General features: G+C 64.8%; 9 protein-coding genes. 6 read left to right on the top strand and 3 right to left on the bottom strand.

The genetic code is table 11. The features are described 5' to 3' along the window. Positions 1–74 precede the first annotated feature (74 nt). The 5 genes from CXZ10_RS06365 (at position 75) to abc-f (ending at position 8,598) form a co-directional block, all read left to right on the top strand. On the top strand, positions 75–2,336 hold the full coding sequence (locus CXZ10_RS06365) for a heavy metal translocating P-type ATPase (RefSeq protein WP_101288223.1): 2,262 nt from the start codon (positions 75–77) through the stop codon (positions 2,334–2,336). A gap of 70 nt (positions 2,337–2,406) precedes the next feature. Next, positions 2,407–3,666 (top strand): TIGR03808 family TAT-translocated repetitive protein, encoded by a 1,260-nt coding sequence (locus CXZ10_RS06360; protein WP_101288222.1) that lies wholly within the window; start codon positions 2,407–2,409, stop codon positions 3,664–3,666. A gap of 295 nt (positions 3,667–3,961) precedes the next feature. Further along, positions 3,962–5,536 carry a glutamine-hydrolyzing GMP synthase gene (gene guaA, locus CXZ10_RS06355; RefSeq protein ID WP_101288221.1) on the top strand — a complete coding sequence of 525 codons (1,575 nt, stop codon included), beginning with the start codon at positions 3,962–3,964 and terminating at the stop codon, positions 5,534–5,536. Between the two features lie 326 nt (positions 5,537–5,862). Then, positions 5,863–6,756, top strand: a complete 894-nt coding sequence (locus CXZ10_RS06350; protein WP_101288220.1) for an NmrA family NAD(P)-binding protein — start codon at positions 5,863–5,865, stop codon at positions 6,754–6,756. Between the two features lie 213 nt (positions 6,757–6,969). After that, complete coding sequence (gene abc-f, locus CXZ10_RS06345) at positions 6,970–8,598, top strand: ribosomal protection-like ABC-F family protein (RefSeq protein ID WP_101288219.1); 1,629 nt, start codon at positions 6,970–6,972, stop codon at positions 8,596–8,598. Positions 8,599–8,687: 89 nt separating this feature from the next. Here the strand turns inward: abc-f and CXZ10_RS06340 are convergent, their stop codons facing one another. Together CXZ10_RS06340 and CXZ10_RS06335 are read right to left on the bottom strand one after the other, a co-directional pair. Next, on the bottom strand, positions 8,688–9,824 hold the full coding sequence (locus CXZ10_RS06340) for an epoxide hydrolase family protein (RefSeq protein ID WP_101288218.1): 1,137 nt from the start codon (positions 9,822–9,824) through the stop codon (positions 8,688–8,690). A 163-nt stretch (positions 9,825–9,987) separates the two neighbouring features. Further along, positions 9,988–10,875: a PhzF family phenazine biosynthesis protein gene (locus tag CXZ10_RS06335; RefSeq protein ID WP_244617057.1), complete on the bottom strand. Its 888-nt coding sequence runs from the start codon at positions 10,873–10,875 to the stop codon at positions 9,988–9,990. A gap of 96 nt (positions 10,876–10,971) precedes the next feature. Here CXZ10_RS06335 and CXZ10_RS06330 point away from each other — a divergent pair, with 96 nt between their 5' ends. Continuing rightward, positions 10,972–11,832 (top strand): LysR substrate-binding domain-containing protein, encoded by an 861-nt coding sequence (locus CXZ10_RS06330; protein ID WP_101288216.1) that lies wholly within the window; start codon positions 10,972–10,974, stop codon positions 11,830–11,832. 47 nt (positions 11,833–11,879) lie between these two features. On the opposite strand, the gene CXZ10_RS06325 is transcribed toward CXZ10_RS06330, so the two are convergent. Next, on the bottom strand, positions 11,880–12,599 hold the full coding sequence (locus CXZ10_RS06325) for an SDR family NAD(P)-dependent oxidoreductase (protein WP_101288215.1): 720 nt from the start codon (positions 12,597–12,599) through the stop codon (positions 11,880–11,882). Positions 12,600–12,640: the final 41 nt, after the last annotated feature.

Genomic DNA, 12,640 nt, shown 5'->3' with positions numbered 1-12,640 from the left:
CTTGCTCCTCTAGTCACTGGAGGATGCAGCCTGAGACCAGCAAAAGCAAGAAGACTGGAAATCAAGGATTCGCGATGACCGACATGGCTCTGAAAACCCGCTTCAAGGTCGATGGCATGGACTGCGCCGCCTGCGCCGCCCGCGTCGAGGGGGCGGTTGCCAGGATTGATGGTGTCGAGGACGTCTCGGTTTCGGTGATGACGGGCTCAATGGTGGTCCGCCACGACGATACCGCTGATCTCAAGGCGCTGGAAAGTGCAGTAAGCCGCCTCGGCTATGACATCAGCGTCGAGCATCCCAAGCAACATGCCGAAAACCACGAGCCGCATGAGCACGCCTGCGGTTGCTGCGACCATGGCGAGGCCGGCCATGAGGGCCACGATCATCACGATCATAGCCACGCCGCGTCGGAGAGAGGCGATCACGGCGGTCATGACCATGCCAACCATGATCATTCCGGCCACGTTCACGCCGAGATCGACGGAGCGTGGTGGACATCGGCGGCGGGCTTGCAAACGATCGGCGTCGGTGCGGGCATCGCCGCTGCCTATCTTCTGGGACGCCTCTTTCCAGAGGCTGAGCGTTGGCTGTTTCTCGCGGTGATGCTGGCCGGCCTCGCGCCGATCGCCTTGCGCGCCTTGCGGCTGGTCCGGGCCGGCGAACTGTTCACCATCGAAAGCCTGATGACCATCGCCGCGGTCGGCGCGGTGTTCCTGGACGCGACCGAAGAAGCTGCTGCCGTCGTGTTCTTCTTCCTGGTTGGCGAGATGCTGGAGGGGCTTGCCGCCCGCAAGGCGCGGTCATCGATCAAGGCGCTGGCCGGTCTCGTGCCGGAGACGGCGCACCGTCTCGAAGGTGGGACCACGCGCGAAGTGGCGGCCTCGGCGCTTGTCGTCGGCGATCAGGTGGTGGTCCGGCCCGGCGATCGCCTTCCCGGCGACGGCGTCGTGGTGGCCGGCACAAGTTCCATCGACGAATCCATGGTGACCGGCGAGAGCGTGCCGGTGACGCGCGGCGAGGGCGCTTCAGTTTACGCCGGCACCATCAACGGCGATGGCGTTCTCACCGTGCGCATCACGGCTCCCGCTTCCGACAATACCATCGCCCGTATCGTTCGCCTCGTCACCGAGGCCCAGGAGACCCGTGCGCCGGTCGAGCGCTTCATCAACCGCTTCGCCAGATATTACACGCCGGCCGTGGTGGCGGTCGGCGCCGCCGTCGCGCTGCTGCCGCCTCTCCTGGATGGCGACTGGAGCGGCTGGATCTACAAGGGGCTGGCTATCCTGCTGATCGGCTGTCCCTGCGCGCTGGTCATCTCGACGCCGGCCGCCATTGCCGCCTCGCTGGCCGCCGGTGCCCGGACCGGGCTGCTCATCAAGGGCGGCTCCGTTCTCGAACGGCTGCGCGACGTGACCGCGGTGGCCTTCGACAAGACGGGAACGCTAACCGAAGGCAGGCCGAAGGTAACGGACGTCGAGGGCTTTGGCGTCGATCGTGACACCGTGTTGCGCCTATCCGCTTCTCTCGAAGCGACATCCAGCCATCCACTGGCGAAGGCGATGCTTGCCGCCGTCGGCAGCGCGGCGCTGGCGACTGTCGAGGATGGCAAGGCCATTCCCGGCAAGGGAGTGACCGGCCGCGTTGAGGAACGGGATCTGTTCTTCGGTTCGGCCGAGGCGGCTGCCGAGCGGACGACGCTGACACCTGGGGTGCTGGCCGCCGTCGAGCGCCTCGCCACCGAGGGCAAGACGATTTGCCTGCTGCTGTCCGATGGTGCGGCGATCGGTCTCATCGGGCTTCGCGACGCACCGCGTCCGGATGCGGTTGCCGCCGTCGCCGACCTCAGGCGCCGCGGGGTCACCACCGTCATGCTGACGGGCGACAATCCGCGTGCCGCCGCGGCCGTCGGCCGGGAGCTCGGCATTGACGACGTGCGCGCCGGTCTGCTGCCGGCCGACAAGCAGGCCGCCATCAAGGCACTCCAGGACAAGCGGCTGGTCGTCGCCAAGATCGGTGATGGCATCAACGATGCGCCGGCACTCGCAAGCGCCGACATAGGCATAGCCATGGGCGGCGGCACCGATGTGGCGCTGGAGGCCGCCGACGCGGCGCTTCTCTATGGCCGGGTGGGCGACATCGGCGCGATGATCGATCTCTCCCGCTGCGCCATGGCCAACATCCGGCAGAACATCTCCATCGCCCTCGGGCTGAAGGCCGTCTTCCTGGTGACGACCGTACTCGGCGTCACCGGGCTCTGGCCGGCCATCCTCGCCGACACCGGCGCCACCGTGCTGGTGACGGCCAACGCCCTGCGTCTCCTGGGCGCTGGACGGTAGTTGGCGCGACCAGCCGCTGTTGGAACGGAGCTTGCTCGGCGGACGTCATGTCTGTCCGCCGGAGGCGTCCATGAACCGCCGCGCGTTCCTGTTCGGGACGATCACGAGCCTCGCCCTGCCGGCGGTGGCCCGTTCCGGCACGCTTGGCCTCACGGAGTTGCGCGGTAGCCTCACGGTGCCCGAAACGCCGCCGGTCATCCGGCGCAAAGGGGATCGCAGCGTCGAGCTGCAGGCCGCCATTAATCGAGCTGCTGCCGCCGGGCGGCCACTCTACATTCCGGCAGGCCGTTACGAGGTCTCGAACATTCGTCTACCAGATCGCACCCGCCTGGTTGGCGTGCCCGGCGAAACGCGTCTGGTCTATTCGGGCGGTGGCCGGTTTCTCTATTCCGAGGACGCCCGCCGGCTGTCGCTTGAGGGGCTGACCCTCGACGGCGCCAATCGGGCGTTGACCGACGAGGACGACGGGCTTCTGTCGCTGGCCTTCGCCGAGGAAATCGACCTGTCCCGCCTTCTGGTGCTGGGCAGCGCCGGCCACGGCATCGCTTTGACCAGATCGGGCGGCAACCTCCTGGATTGTCGCATTTCCGGCGCCACCGGCGCCGGTGTCATGTCGACGGAGGGCAGGGCGCTCACCATCGCCGGCAACGCGGTGAGCAACTGCAAGGCAGGCGGCATTCATCTGCGACGCTGGACAGCCGGCGATGACGGTTCGACGGTGCGCGACAACAGTATCGACGGAGTGGGTAGGGCCGGCATTCGGTTGTCTTCGGCGGGGAGCGTCAGGGTCTCCGGCAATGATCTCCGTGCCCTCGAAGGCCTCGCCATCGTTGCCGACGCGACGTCGCCGGGGGCTTCCATCAGCAACAACTCGATCGACGGCGCGATGCTCGGCATCGCACTGTTCGGTGGCGGCGATGACCGACTGTCGCTCGTCGAGGGCAACATCATCCGCAACCTCGTCGACGGACGCGACGCGGGGGTAATCGGCGGCCGGGCAGGTGGTGTCGGGATCCACGTGGAGACGCATGGCTCGGTGACCGGCAACGTCGTGGAAGCCGCTCCGCATCTCGGCCTGTCGCTCGGCTGGGGGGCGACGCTCGGCAGCGTTGTCGCCTCCGGCAATGTCATTCGTCGGGCCGGCGCGGGCATCGGCGTGTCGGTGCTGGCGTCCGAGCAGGCCACTGTGATCACCGGCAATCTCCTGGTCGACGTGCCGGGTGGCGCGGTGCGCGGCATGCGCTTTGCCGAATTTGCCACCGGCGATCTGACGCGCGTCGGCGCTGCCGCCTGGCCCGGTCTCACGGTTGGGGAAAACCGTGTGGCCTGAGGGTGGACAGGCTGGGGAGAGCCTGTGAACCGTCGTTTGAAAACCTGTGCGATTCTTCCTTGAGAAGCGGCGTGCAAGCTGTCCGCATCCTGTGGGTGGGCTGTGGACAACTTGCGCTCGTCGGCTCGGCTCGACCTTCTGGTACAGGCCCGAAGACCGAAGCACCCTGGAGCCCGAAGGGCGATATCGCGCGGAAGCCGCCGATATCCGCGACTTTCCGCTTGCCCGGCGCGCGGATTCGGCTTAGCGGAACCGCTTGATCCTTCTGGCCCCTTACCGGAAAGAGTTCCTCCCCATGGAAAAGCCCGCCCACGACAGCCTGCTGATCATCGATTTCGGCAGCCAGGTGACGCAGCTCATCGCCCGCCGGGTGCGAGAAGCCGGCGTCTACTGCGAGATCCATCCCTATCAGTCGGCGGCGGCGGCCTTTGAAAAGCTTCAGCCGAAGGGTGTGATCTTCTCCGGCGGGCCGGACTCAGTGACTCGCGACGGCAGTCCGCGCGCGCCGCAGGCGGTCTTCGACAGCGGCGTTCCCATTCTCGCCATCTGCTACGGCCAACAGACCATGGCCGTGCAGCTCGGCGGCAGCGTCGAGGGCGGACACGCCGCCGAATTTGGGCGTGCCGATGTGGAAATCCTGAAATCGTCGCCGCTGTTCGAGGGGTTGTGGGAAGTCGGCAAGCGCTATCCGGTGTGGATGAGCCATGGCGACCGCGTGACGCGGGCGCCGGAAGGCTTCGAGGTGATCGGCGTTTCCGAGAACGCGCCCTTTGCCATCGCCGTCAACGAGCAGCGACGCTACTACACCACCATGTTCCATCCCGAGGTGGTGCACACGCCGGATGGCGCCAAGCTTCTCGCCAATTTCGTGCACCGGATCGTCGGCCTGAAGTCCGACTGGACGATGTCGGCCTATCGCGCCGAGATGATCGCCAAGATCCGCGCTCAAGTGGGCAAGGAGCGCGTGCTGTGCGCCCTTTCGGGCGGCGTCGACAGCTCGGTGGCGGCCGTGCTGATCCACGAGGCGATCGGCGACCAGCTCACCTGCGTCTATGTCGATCACGGCCTGATGCGGCTCGGCGAGAGCGAGCAGGTGGTCGGCATGTTCCGGGATCACTACAACATCCCGCTGGTCCACGTTGATGCATCGGACCTTTTCATTTCCCAGCTCGAGGGCGAGGCCGACCCGGAGAAGAAGCGCAAGACCATCGGCCGCCTGTTCATCGAGGTGTTCGAGGCCGAGGCCAAGAAGATCGCCGCCGACGGACGCGGCGCGCCGACCTTCCTCGCCCAGGGCACGCTTTATCCCGACGTGATCGAGAGCGTCAGCTTCTCCGGCGGTCCCAGCGTCACCATCAAGAGCCACCACAACGTTGGAGGCCTGCCGGCCCGCATGAACATGAAACTGGTGGAGCCGCTGCGCGAACTCTTCAAGGACGAGGTGCGGGCGCTCGGCCGCGAGCTCGGCCTGCCCGACAGCTTCATCGGCCGCCACCCGTTCCCCGGCCCCGGCCTTGCCATCCGCCTGCCGGGTGGTGTGACGCGCGAAAAGCTCGACATCCTCAGGAAGGCCGACGCCATCTATCTCGACGAGATCCGCAAGGCCGGTCTCTACGACAAGATCTGGCAGGCCTTCTCGGTGCTGCTACCGGTGCAGACGGTGGGCGTCATGGGCGACGGCCGCACCTATGACCGCGTGCTGGCGCTGCGCGCCGTCACCTCCGTCGACGGCATGACCGCCGACTTTTATCCCTTCGATATGAACTTCCTCGGCCGCGCCGCCACCCGCATCATCAATGAGGTGAAGGGCGTCAATCGTGTCGTCTACGACGTGACCAGCAAGCCGCCCGGAACCATCGAGTGGGAATAACTCGCCTCGGCATAAGCCCGATCGAGCAACCGCGGCTGGACTGCGGCGCTTTCGTCAAACGCACCAGTTGCGTGTTGACTGCGAAAGCGCATGCAGCAGTTCCGCCCGTCCGGCAACCGCGAGCTCGCTTAGCCACTTAGAGTGCTGGCGCCAAAGCCGCCCGTGTCTTCGCACCCTGCACAAGCATCGCAAGACGCAGTGTCGATGACGCTTTTGTCCGCCGTCAGCTCATTTGCGATATACGGTAAGTAAAACTGGCTGAAATACTCCCGCTTTCCGCGGTCCATCCCACATAATAGGTCAGGATCGATCGGAGGCTGCAGACGATGTTGCGGAAAACGGTGGTGGTGGCCGGGGCGACTGGAGATCTAGGAACGCGGGTCGCGCACGCCCTTGTTCACAAGGGCGCGGATGTGCGGGCGATTGTGCGAAGGGAAAGCTCGGCTGCCTCCCGTCAGCGTCTGGTGGCGCTGGGTATTGCCGTGATCGACAGCGCCTATGATGCCGGGTCGCTTAAGGCAGCGTGCGAAGGCGCCTCCTGCGTCGTGTCTGCGCTCAACGGCTTGGAGGAGGTGATCCTCGGCCAGCAGGGGGCGCTGCTTGACGCGGCAGTCGCAGCAGGAGTTCCGCGTTTCATTCCGTCGGACTTCTCGCTGGACTACACGCGTACCATTACGGGCGAGAACCGGAACATGGATCTGCGCCGGCGGTTTCGCAGGCGGCTTGATGCCGCGCCCGTCCGAGCCACCTCGATCCTCAACGGCGCCTTCTCCACGGTGTTGACCGAAGATGCCCCGATCCTTTTGCCTAGGGTGAGGCGCGTGCTGTACTGCGGAAACGCGGACCAGAAGCTGAATTTCACGACGAAGGATGACGCAGCTGACTATACGGCAGATGCTGCTCTCGACGACGACGCGCCTCGTGATCTTCGCATCTCTGGTGGCACCGCCTCTCCCCTGGAACTGGCCTTTATAGCGAGCGACTTGTCAGGCAGGCACTATCGTCCGCTCAGGGCAGGCGGACTGCGGCGTTTGAGCCTCGTCATCGGCCTGGCGCGAACTCTGGCACCTTCTCCCGGGGCAGTTTTCCCGGTCTGGCAGGGGATGCAGTACCTTCGCGACATGATGAGCGGTCGGGGCGAGCTTACGCGGCTCGACAACGAGCGGTACGGCAAAGTCAACTGGACCGACATCCGGTCGATGATCTCCGGCGTCGTCTGACGCCCCCTTGGTGGAGCGCCTGGGCGGCACCGGACGCTGCAGGCCATCCGAACAAGGTTCCTTTACGACATCGATCCCGCTTTCCTACGCGGGGGCTAGGCTTCCTTTTTGCGAGCGACAGCACGCCCCCCATCGACGCGCTCGATGGAATGCCTTATTGCGCAGCTACCATAGCTCTCACACTCCGCTTTTCTCCCTGCCACCACGGGCTCCATGATTCGTCTCGATAGCATCAGCAAGCAGAACGGCCATCAGATCCTGTTCATCGACGCGTCGATGAGCATCCAGAAAGGGGAGAAGGTGGGGCTTGTCGGGCCGAACGGCGCCGGCAAGACGACGCTGTTCCGGATGATCGTCGGTGAGGACCGGCCCGATGACGGCCAGGTGGCGATCGATTCCGGCATGACCATCGGCTATTTCAGCCAGGATGTCGGGGAGATGTCGGGCCAGAGCGCTGTCGCCGCGGTGATGGATGGCGTCGGGCCGGTGAGCGCGCTCGCCGAGGAAATGGCGAAGCTCGAAGCCGCCATGGTCGATCCGGATCAGGCCGGCGATATGGACGCCATCATCGAGCGCTATGGCGAGGTGCAGGGGCGCTTCGAGGAGCTGGATGGCTATGCGTTGGACGCGCGAGCGCGCGAGGTGCTCGCAGGGCTAAGCTTCACAGAGGAGCGGATGGACGGCGATGTCGGTCTGCTTTCCGGCGGTTGGAAGATGCGCGTGGCGCTCGCCCGCATCCTGCTGATGCGGCCCGATGGCATGTTGCTCGACGAGCCCAGCAACCATCTCGATCTTGAAAGCTTGATCTGGCTCGAAAGCTTTCTCAAGAACTATGACGGCGCCTTGCTGATGACCTCGCACGACCGCGCCTTCATGAACCGCATCGTCGGCAAGGTCGTGGAGATCGACGGAGGGTCGCTGACGACCTATTCGGGCAACTTCGATTTCTACGAACAGCAGCGGGCGCTTGGCGAGAAGCAGCGCGAGGCGCAGTTCGAGCGTCAGCAGGCGATGCTCGCCAAGGAGATCAAGTTCATCGAGCGGTTCAAGGCGCGCGCCTCGCATGCGGCACAAGTGCAGAGCCGGGTGAAGAAGCTCGACAAGATCGAACGGGTGGAACCGCCCCGGCGGCGCCAGTCCATCCAGTTCGAGTTCCGCACCCCGCCACGGTCCGGTGAGGATGTGGCGACCTTTGAAAATGTTCACAAGGGCTATGGCGGCAAACCGATATATGCCGGGCTCGATTTCAAGCTTCGGCGCAAGGAACGCTGGTGCGTGCTTGGCGCCAACGGCGCCGGAAAATCGACGCTGCTGAAACTGGTGGCCGGCGCGATCGAGCCGGACCGAGGGACGGTGAGCATCGGCAGCAGTGTCAGGATGGGCTATTTCGCGCAGCATTCCATGGATCTGCTGGACGGGGACGAAACGGTTTTCGAGTCGCTGGACGGATCCTTTCCACAGGCGGGACAGGGCGCACTGCGCACGCTTGCCGGTTGCTTCGGCTTCTCCGGCGACGATGTCGAGAAGCCTTGCCGTGTCCTCTCCGGCGGCGAGAAGGCGCGCCTGGTCATGGCCAAGATGCTCTATGACCCGCCGAACTTCCTGGTCCTCGACGAGCCGACCAACCATCTGGACATGGCGACCAAGGAAATGCTGGTCGCGGCCCTCTCGACATTCGAGGGCACCATGCTGTTCGTCTCGCACGACCGCCACTTCCTGGCAGCCCTCTCGAACCGCGTTCTGGAACTGACGCCCGAGGGCATTCATCAGTTCAGCGGCGGCTACACGGAGTATGTAGCGAGCACCGGCCAGGAAGCACCGGGTCTTCATCCGGGCGGCTAGACCCTAGGCAGGTGCCGCGCGGACCCGCCTGCCATCGATGACAACGACAAGGCGACTCGCGCGACACCACCAATCCTGGAAACACCGCGCTAACCGACGATCAGTTTTCCGAAGAACTTGCGGATATCCTCGACGAGCAGGTCGGGCGCGTCGGAGGCCGCAAAATGGCCGCCACGCGGCATTTCCGTCCAGTGGACGATGTTGTTCGAGCGCTCGGCGAAGCTGCGGACGGACCGGAAATCCTGGGGGAAGACGGCCACGCCGGTGGGCGTCGGGTTGTTGACCTCCCGATATCCCGCGCCGGTCTGCGCATCCTCATAATAGACGTTCGCCGCCGATCCGCTGGTGGCCGTGAACCAGTAGATGGAGTTGTGGGTCAGGTAGCGCTCGCGGTCCACATGACCCACGCCGGCACCCTCGAAGCCGAACCACAACTCGGCGTTCCAGGCGAGCTGGCCGACCGGCGAGTCGACGAGGGCGAAAGCGAGCGTTCCCGGACGCTTCGACTGGATCACCTGATACCCGCCGTACTTCTCGAAGGTGGCAAGGTTCGCCATCCCCTCCCTCTCGAAAGGAGAGAGCTTTTCCATTTCCCCTGGCTGGCCCGTGGGAAACGCGAATATCTGGAGGAGATGCGTGCCGACGAGGCCCTGCGACGCCAGAATCCCGAGTTCACGGCCGACAAGGGCGCCGGCGTCGCCGCCATGCGAGCCGTAGCGGTCATATCCAAGTCCCTTCATCAAGGTGTCCCAGGCCTTGGCCGTCCTGGCGCTGTCCCAGCCGGGCGACGACATGGGGCTCGAGAAGCCGAAGCCGGGCAGCGACGGGATCACCAGGTCGAAGGCGAGCGACGCGTCGAGACCATGCGCCCTCGGATCGGTCAGCGGCCCTATGAGGTCGAGGAACTCGACAAAGCTGCCGGGCCAGCCGTGGCTGAGGATCAAGGGGAAGGCGTTGGGCATCGGCGATTTGATGTGCATGAAATGAATGGGCTGGCCGTCGATTTCCGTCATGAAATGGGGATAGCGGTTGAGTTCGCTTTCCTGCTTCCGCCAGTCGTAGGCGTCGGCCCACTGATCGGCCAATTCCCTGATCAGCTTGATGGGCTGGCCCCGTGACCAATCCTGCGTGATCGCCTGCGGCCAGCGTGCTGCGTTGAGACGGTCTTTCAGGTCGGCGATCGCCGCGTCGCTGACGTCGATCTTGAACGGCTTTACTGCGAGCATTCTGCCTTCCTCCTTGGTTTGCCCGATGGCCGGTTTGCTTAAGATGGCTGCGAGGAGCGAAAACACGCCCCCGGTGAAGGTGCGACGGGTTAAGGTCATGTCGATCCTGCGAGACGGGTTGGAATGAGCTTGATTGCGCCGCCGCCGAGGCGGCGTATTTGCTTCAGAAGGTCAGCGTTCCGCGCATTGTAATGATGCCGGTGCCCAGAATTTCCGGCTCGGGAACGAGGCTGACGTGGAGGATGCTTCTCCGCCCCATCTTGGTGCCTTGCTCTATTTTTAGGACATCGGAGATCATGCCCTCGCTTGCCAGATAGGCGGCGAGCGGGCCGGCTGCGGTGCCGGTGGCTGCATCTTCCCACAGCCCAACCGTGGGGTTGAAGAACCGGGCGTAGGCGCGGTCCGGCGCGGCGCCGTCGAGGGCGTAGACATAGCATCCCTCGGCGGACGCCGCGTTCAGGACCTTCAGAAGCCCCTTGGCAAAAGGGTCGGCTCGATCGACGGTTGCTGCGTCATGAAGCCGTACGAGGAGATGTGCCGTACCGGTGTTGGCAGCACGCGGGGGAGGTTCGGAAAGAAGGTCTTCGGGAGCGAGACCCAGCGCCGCCGCCAAGGGTGCCAAGTCCGCAAGCGGCGGCCCAAGTCTGAGCGCGGATTGCCTCATGCGCCCGAAGATCCGCCCGTCCACCGGACGGAGCTCGATCGGCAGAACCTCGCTTCCGATCTCCTGCCGGAACGATCGGGGAGTCCGGATAGGTCCGAGTTTGCCGCTCTCGGCCAGCCAAAGCCAGGCGCCCAGAGCGTTGTGGCCGGCGCCGCCCACCTCCGCCCCGGCTGCGGTAAACGACCGAAGCTTCAGATCGGCCCGGTTACTGCGCAGGACGAAGGTCGTTTCGGCCTGATTGAACTCGCTGGCAATCCGGCGCATCTCGCTGTCGGAAAGCCCGTCTGCGTCTTCGACTACGGCCAGTGGGTTGCCGCTCAACGAGGCATCTGCGAACACGTCGATAAGTCCGGCTGTCAGCGCCTTACGGCTCGATTGCGGCGACACGGCACAGCTCCTATCCTTCTGTCGAGATGACTGTGCACCAGAGTGTTTCGCGCGCAAAACGCGCATTGCTTGCCTTTATGACAAGGAAAACTCGTCATTCGCCCTTCGCTTGAATCCCTCCGCATCCTCGAGATGTGCGTCAGCGTCGGCAGTTTTGCCGGCGCGGCGGATCGGCTGGCGCTGACGCCCGCTGCGGTGAGCCTGCGCATCCGAACGCTGGAAGCAGAACTTGGCCAGCCATTGTTCACGCGTATCGGCCGACGAGTGGTGCCCACGTCGGCGGCGATGATCTTGGCAGGGCGAGTTCGACAGGCGCTGGATGGCATCAACGAAGCCGTCGAGGAGTTTCAAGCGGCGACCGCGCCGCTGCGCGTGACGGTGCCGCCGACATTCGCCTCCCGTTGGCTGGCGCCGCGACTGTCCGGCTATCGTGCGCCCGGCGGTGCTGCCATCGAGCTCGACATTGCCTCGGACGTGCGCAGCCCAGCCGCCTTTGACGTCGCCATCCGAACGGGGAGAGGGGGATGGGATGGCCTTGATGAGTATCCTCTCGCGCCGGTCGACGTCACGCCAATGCTGGCGCCCCGCTTGCTTGGTTCCCGGACACTCACCGAACCGGAAGACCTCACCCAGTTTGATCTTCTGCCGCACCCGGATTGGAGCAAGTGGTACGCAAGAGCCGCGCGCCCCATGCCGGACGGGCTGCACTTCGCTGCGGTGGATTTTTCATTCTTCGAGCTGATTGCCAATGCCGCGGTGAGTGGTCTCGGCGTGGCGCTGCTGTCGCCGACACTCTTCCGGCAACTGCTGGACGACGGACTGCTGGTCGCGCCGTTCGACACAGTGCTGAAAGGGCCCGACTGGTATTTTGCCCTGATCCGCGAAGGCGACAGGCGTCCGGCTCCGCGAAACTTCTGCGACTGGCTCTGCGATGAGGCGCGTCAGTCGCAGGGTTGACCCAGCGGAGCGGAGTAGTCGCTGGTGGCGATCCCGCTCGACCTTGATTACCAGGGGCAAGGCCCTCCGGCCTCGAAAAAGCCGCCGGACGGGCCATCGTCGGGAAGCGTAGCCGCCCAAACAGCCGGCCGCACTCCGTCCTCGACCGACAGCGCGGCCTGCGCGCCGCCCATGCTGGTGCGAACCCAGCCGGGGTTGACGGAGTTCACCTTGATGTTTTCGTCCTTGAGCTCGTCGGCAAACAACCTGGTGCAGGCGTTGAGCGCCGCCTTCGAGGTCCGGTAGGCCGGCCAGCCGCGCGTCATGGTGGTGAGCGAGCCCATCGACGAGCTGACGTTCACGATACGGCCATATCCGTTCTGGCGCATCACGGGAACGATGGCCTTCGAGACGATGAAGGCACCCAGCGCATTGGTCGTAAATGACTTTATGTAGATTTCCGGTGGGGTCGAAAGGACGCTCGTCGTCATCATGGCCGTCTGGTCGGTGGGCTCGAAGAAGGCGCCGGCGTTGTTGACAAGCACGTCGGCACGGCCGAAGCGCGCGAGCAGCCATTCGGCGAGGCTCGTAGCCTGATCTTCGCGCGTGACGTCGAGCTCGAAGGCCGAGGCACCGTTGCCCAGTTCCTTGGCGGCCGTCTCAGCTTCGGCAAGGCTTCTTGCCGTGATGACGACGTGAAGCCCCTTCTGAAGGAGTTGCCGAGCCGTCTCCTTGCCCATGCCCTGGCTGGCACCCGTAACGATTGCGATGCGTTGCGTCTCGCTCATTTAGTTCCCCTTTGATGAGTCCGAGAATCCAACGATACGCA

This window comes from Pleomorphomonas diazotrophica (genome assembly GCF_002844595.1).
In the GTDB taxonomy this organism is placed as follows: Bacteria; Pseudomonadota; Alphaproteobacteria; order Rhizobiales; family Pleomorphomonadaceae; genus Pleomorphomonas; species Pleomorphomonas diazotrophica.
The sequence above is the reverse complement of the archived record's forward strand: the minus strand, read 5'-3'. Positions and strand labels throughout refer to the sequence as shown.

What these genes read in the sequence shown, in the direction of transcription:
- CXZ10_RS06340 (WP_101288218.1), bottom strand. Translation starts at nt 9,824, where the DNA reads ATGCTCGCAGTAAAGCCGTTCAAGATCGACGTCAGCGACGCGGCGATC.
- guaA (WP_101288221.1), top strand. Translation starts at nt 3,962, where the DNA reads ATGGAAAAGCCCGCCCACGACAGCCTGCTGATCATCGATTTCGGCAGC.
- CXZ10_RS06350 (WP_101288220.1), top strand. Translation starts at nt 5,863, where the DNA reads ATGTTGCGGAAAACGGTGGTGGTGGCCGGGGCGACTGGAGATCTAGGA.
- CXZ10_RS06365 (WP_101288223.1), top strand. Translation starts at nt 75, where the DNA reads ATGACCGACATGGCTCTGAAAACCCGCTTCAAGGTCGATGGCATGGAC.
- CXZ10_RS06325 (WP_101288215.1), bottom strand. Translation starts at nt 12,599, where the DNA reads ATGAGCGAGACGCAACGCATCGCAATCGTTACGGGTGCCAGCCAGGGC.
- CXZ10_RS06360 (WP_101288222.1), top strand. Translation starts at nt 2,407, where the DNA reads ATGAACCGCCGCGCGTTCCTGTTCGGGACGATCACGAGCCTCGCCCTG.
- abc-f (WP_101288219.1), top strand. Translation starts at nt 6,970, where the DNA reads ATGATTCGTCTCGATAGCATCAGCAAGCAGAACGGCCATCAGATCCTG.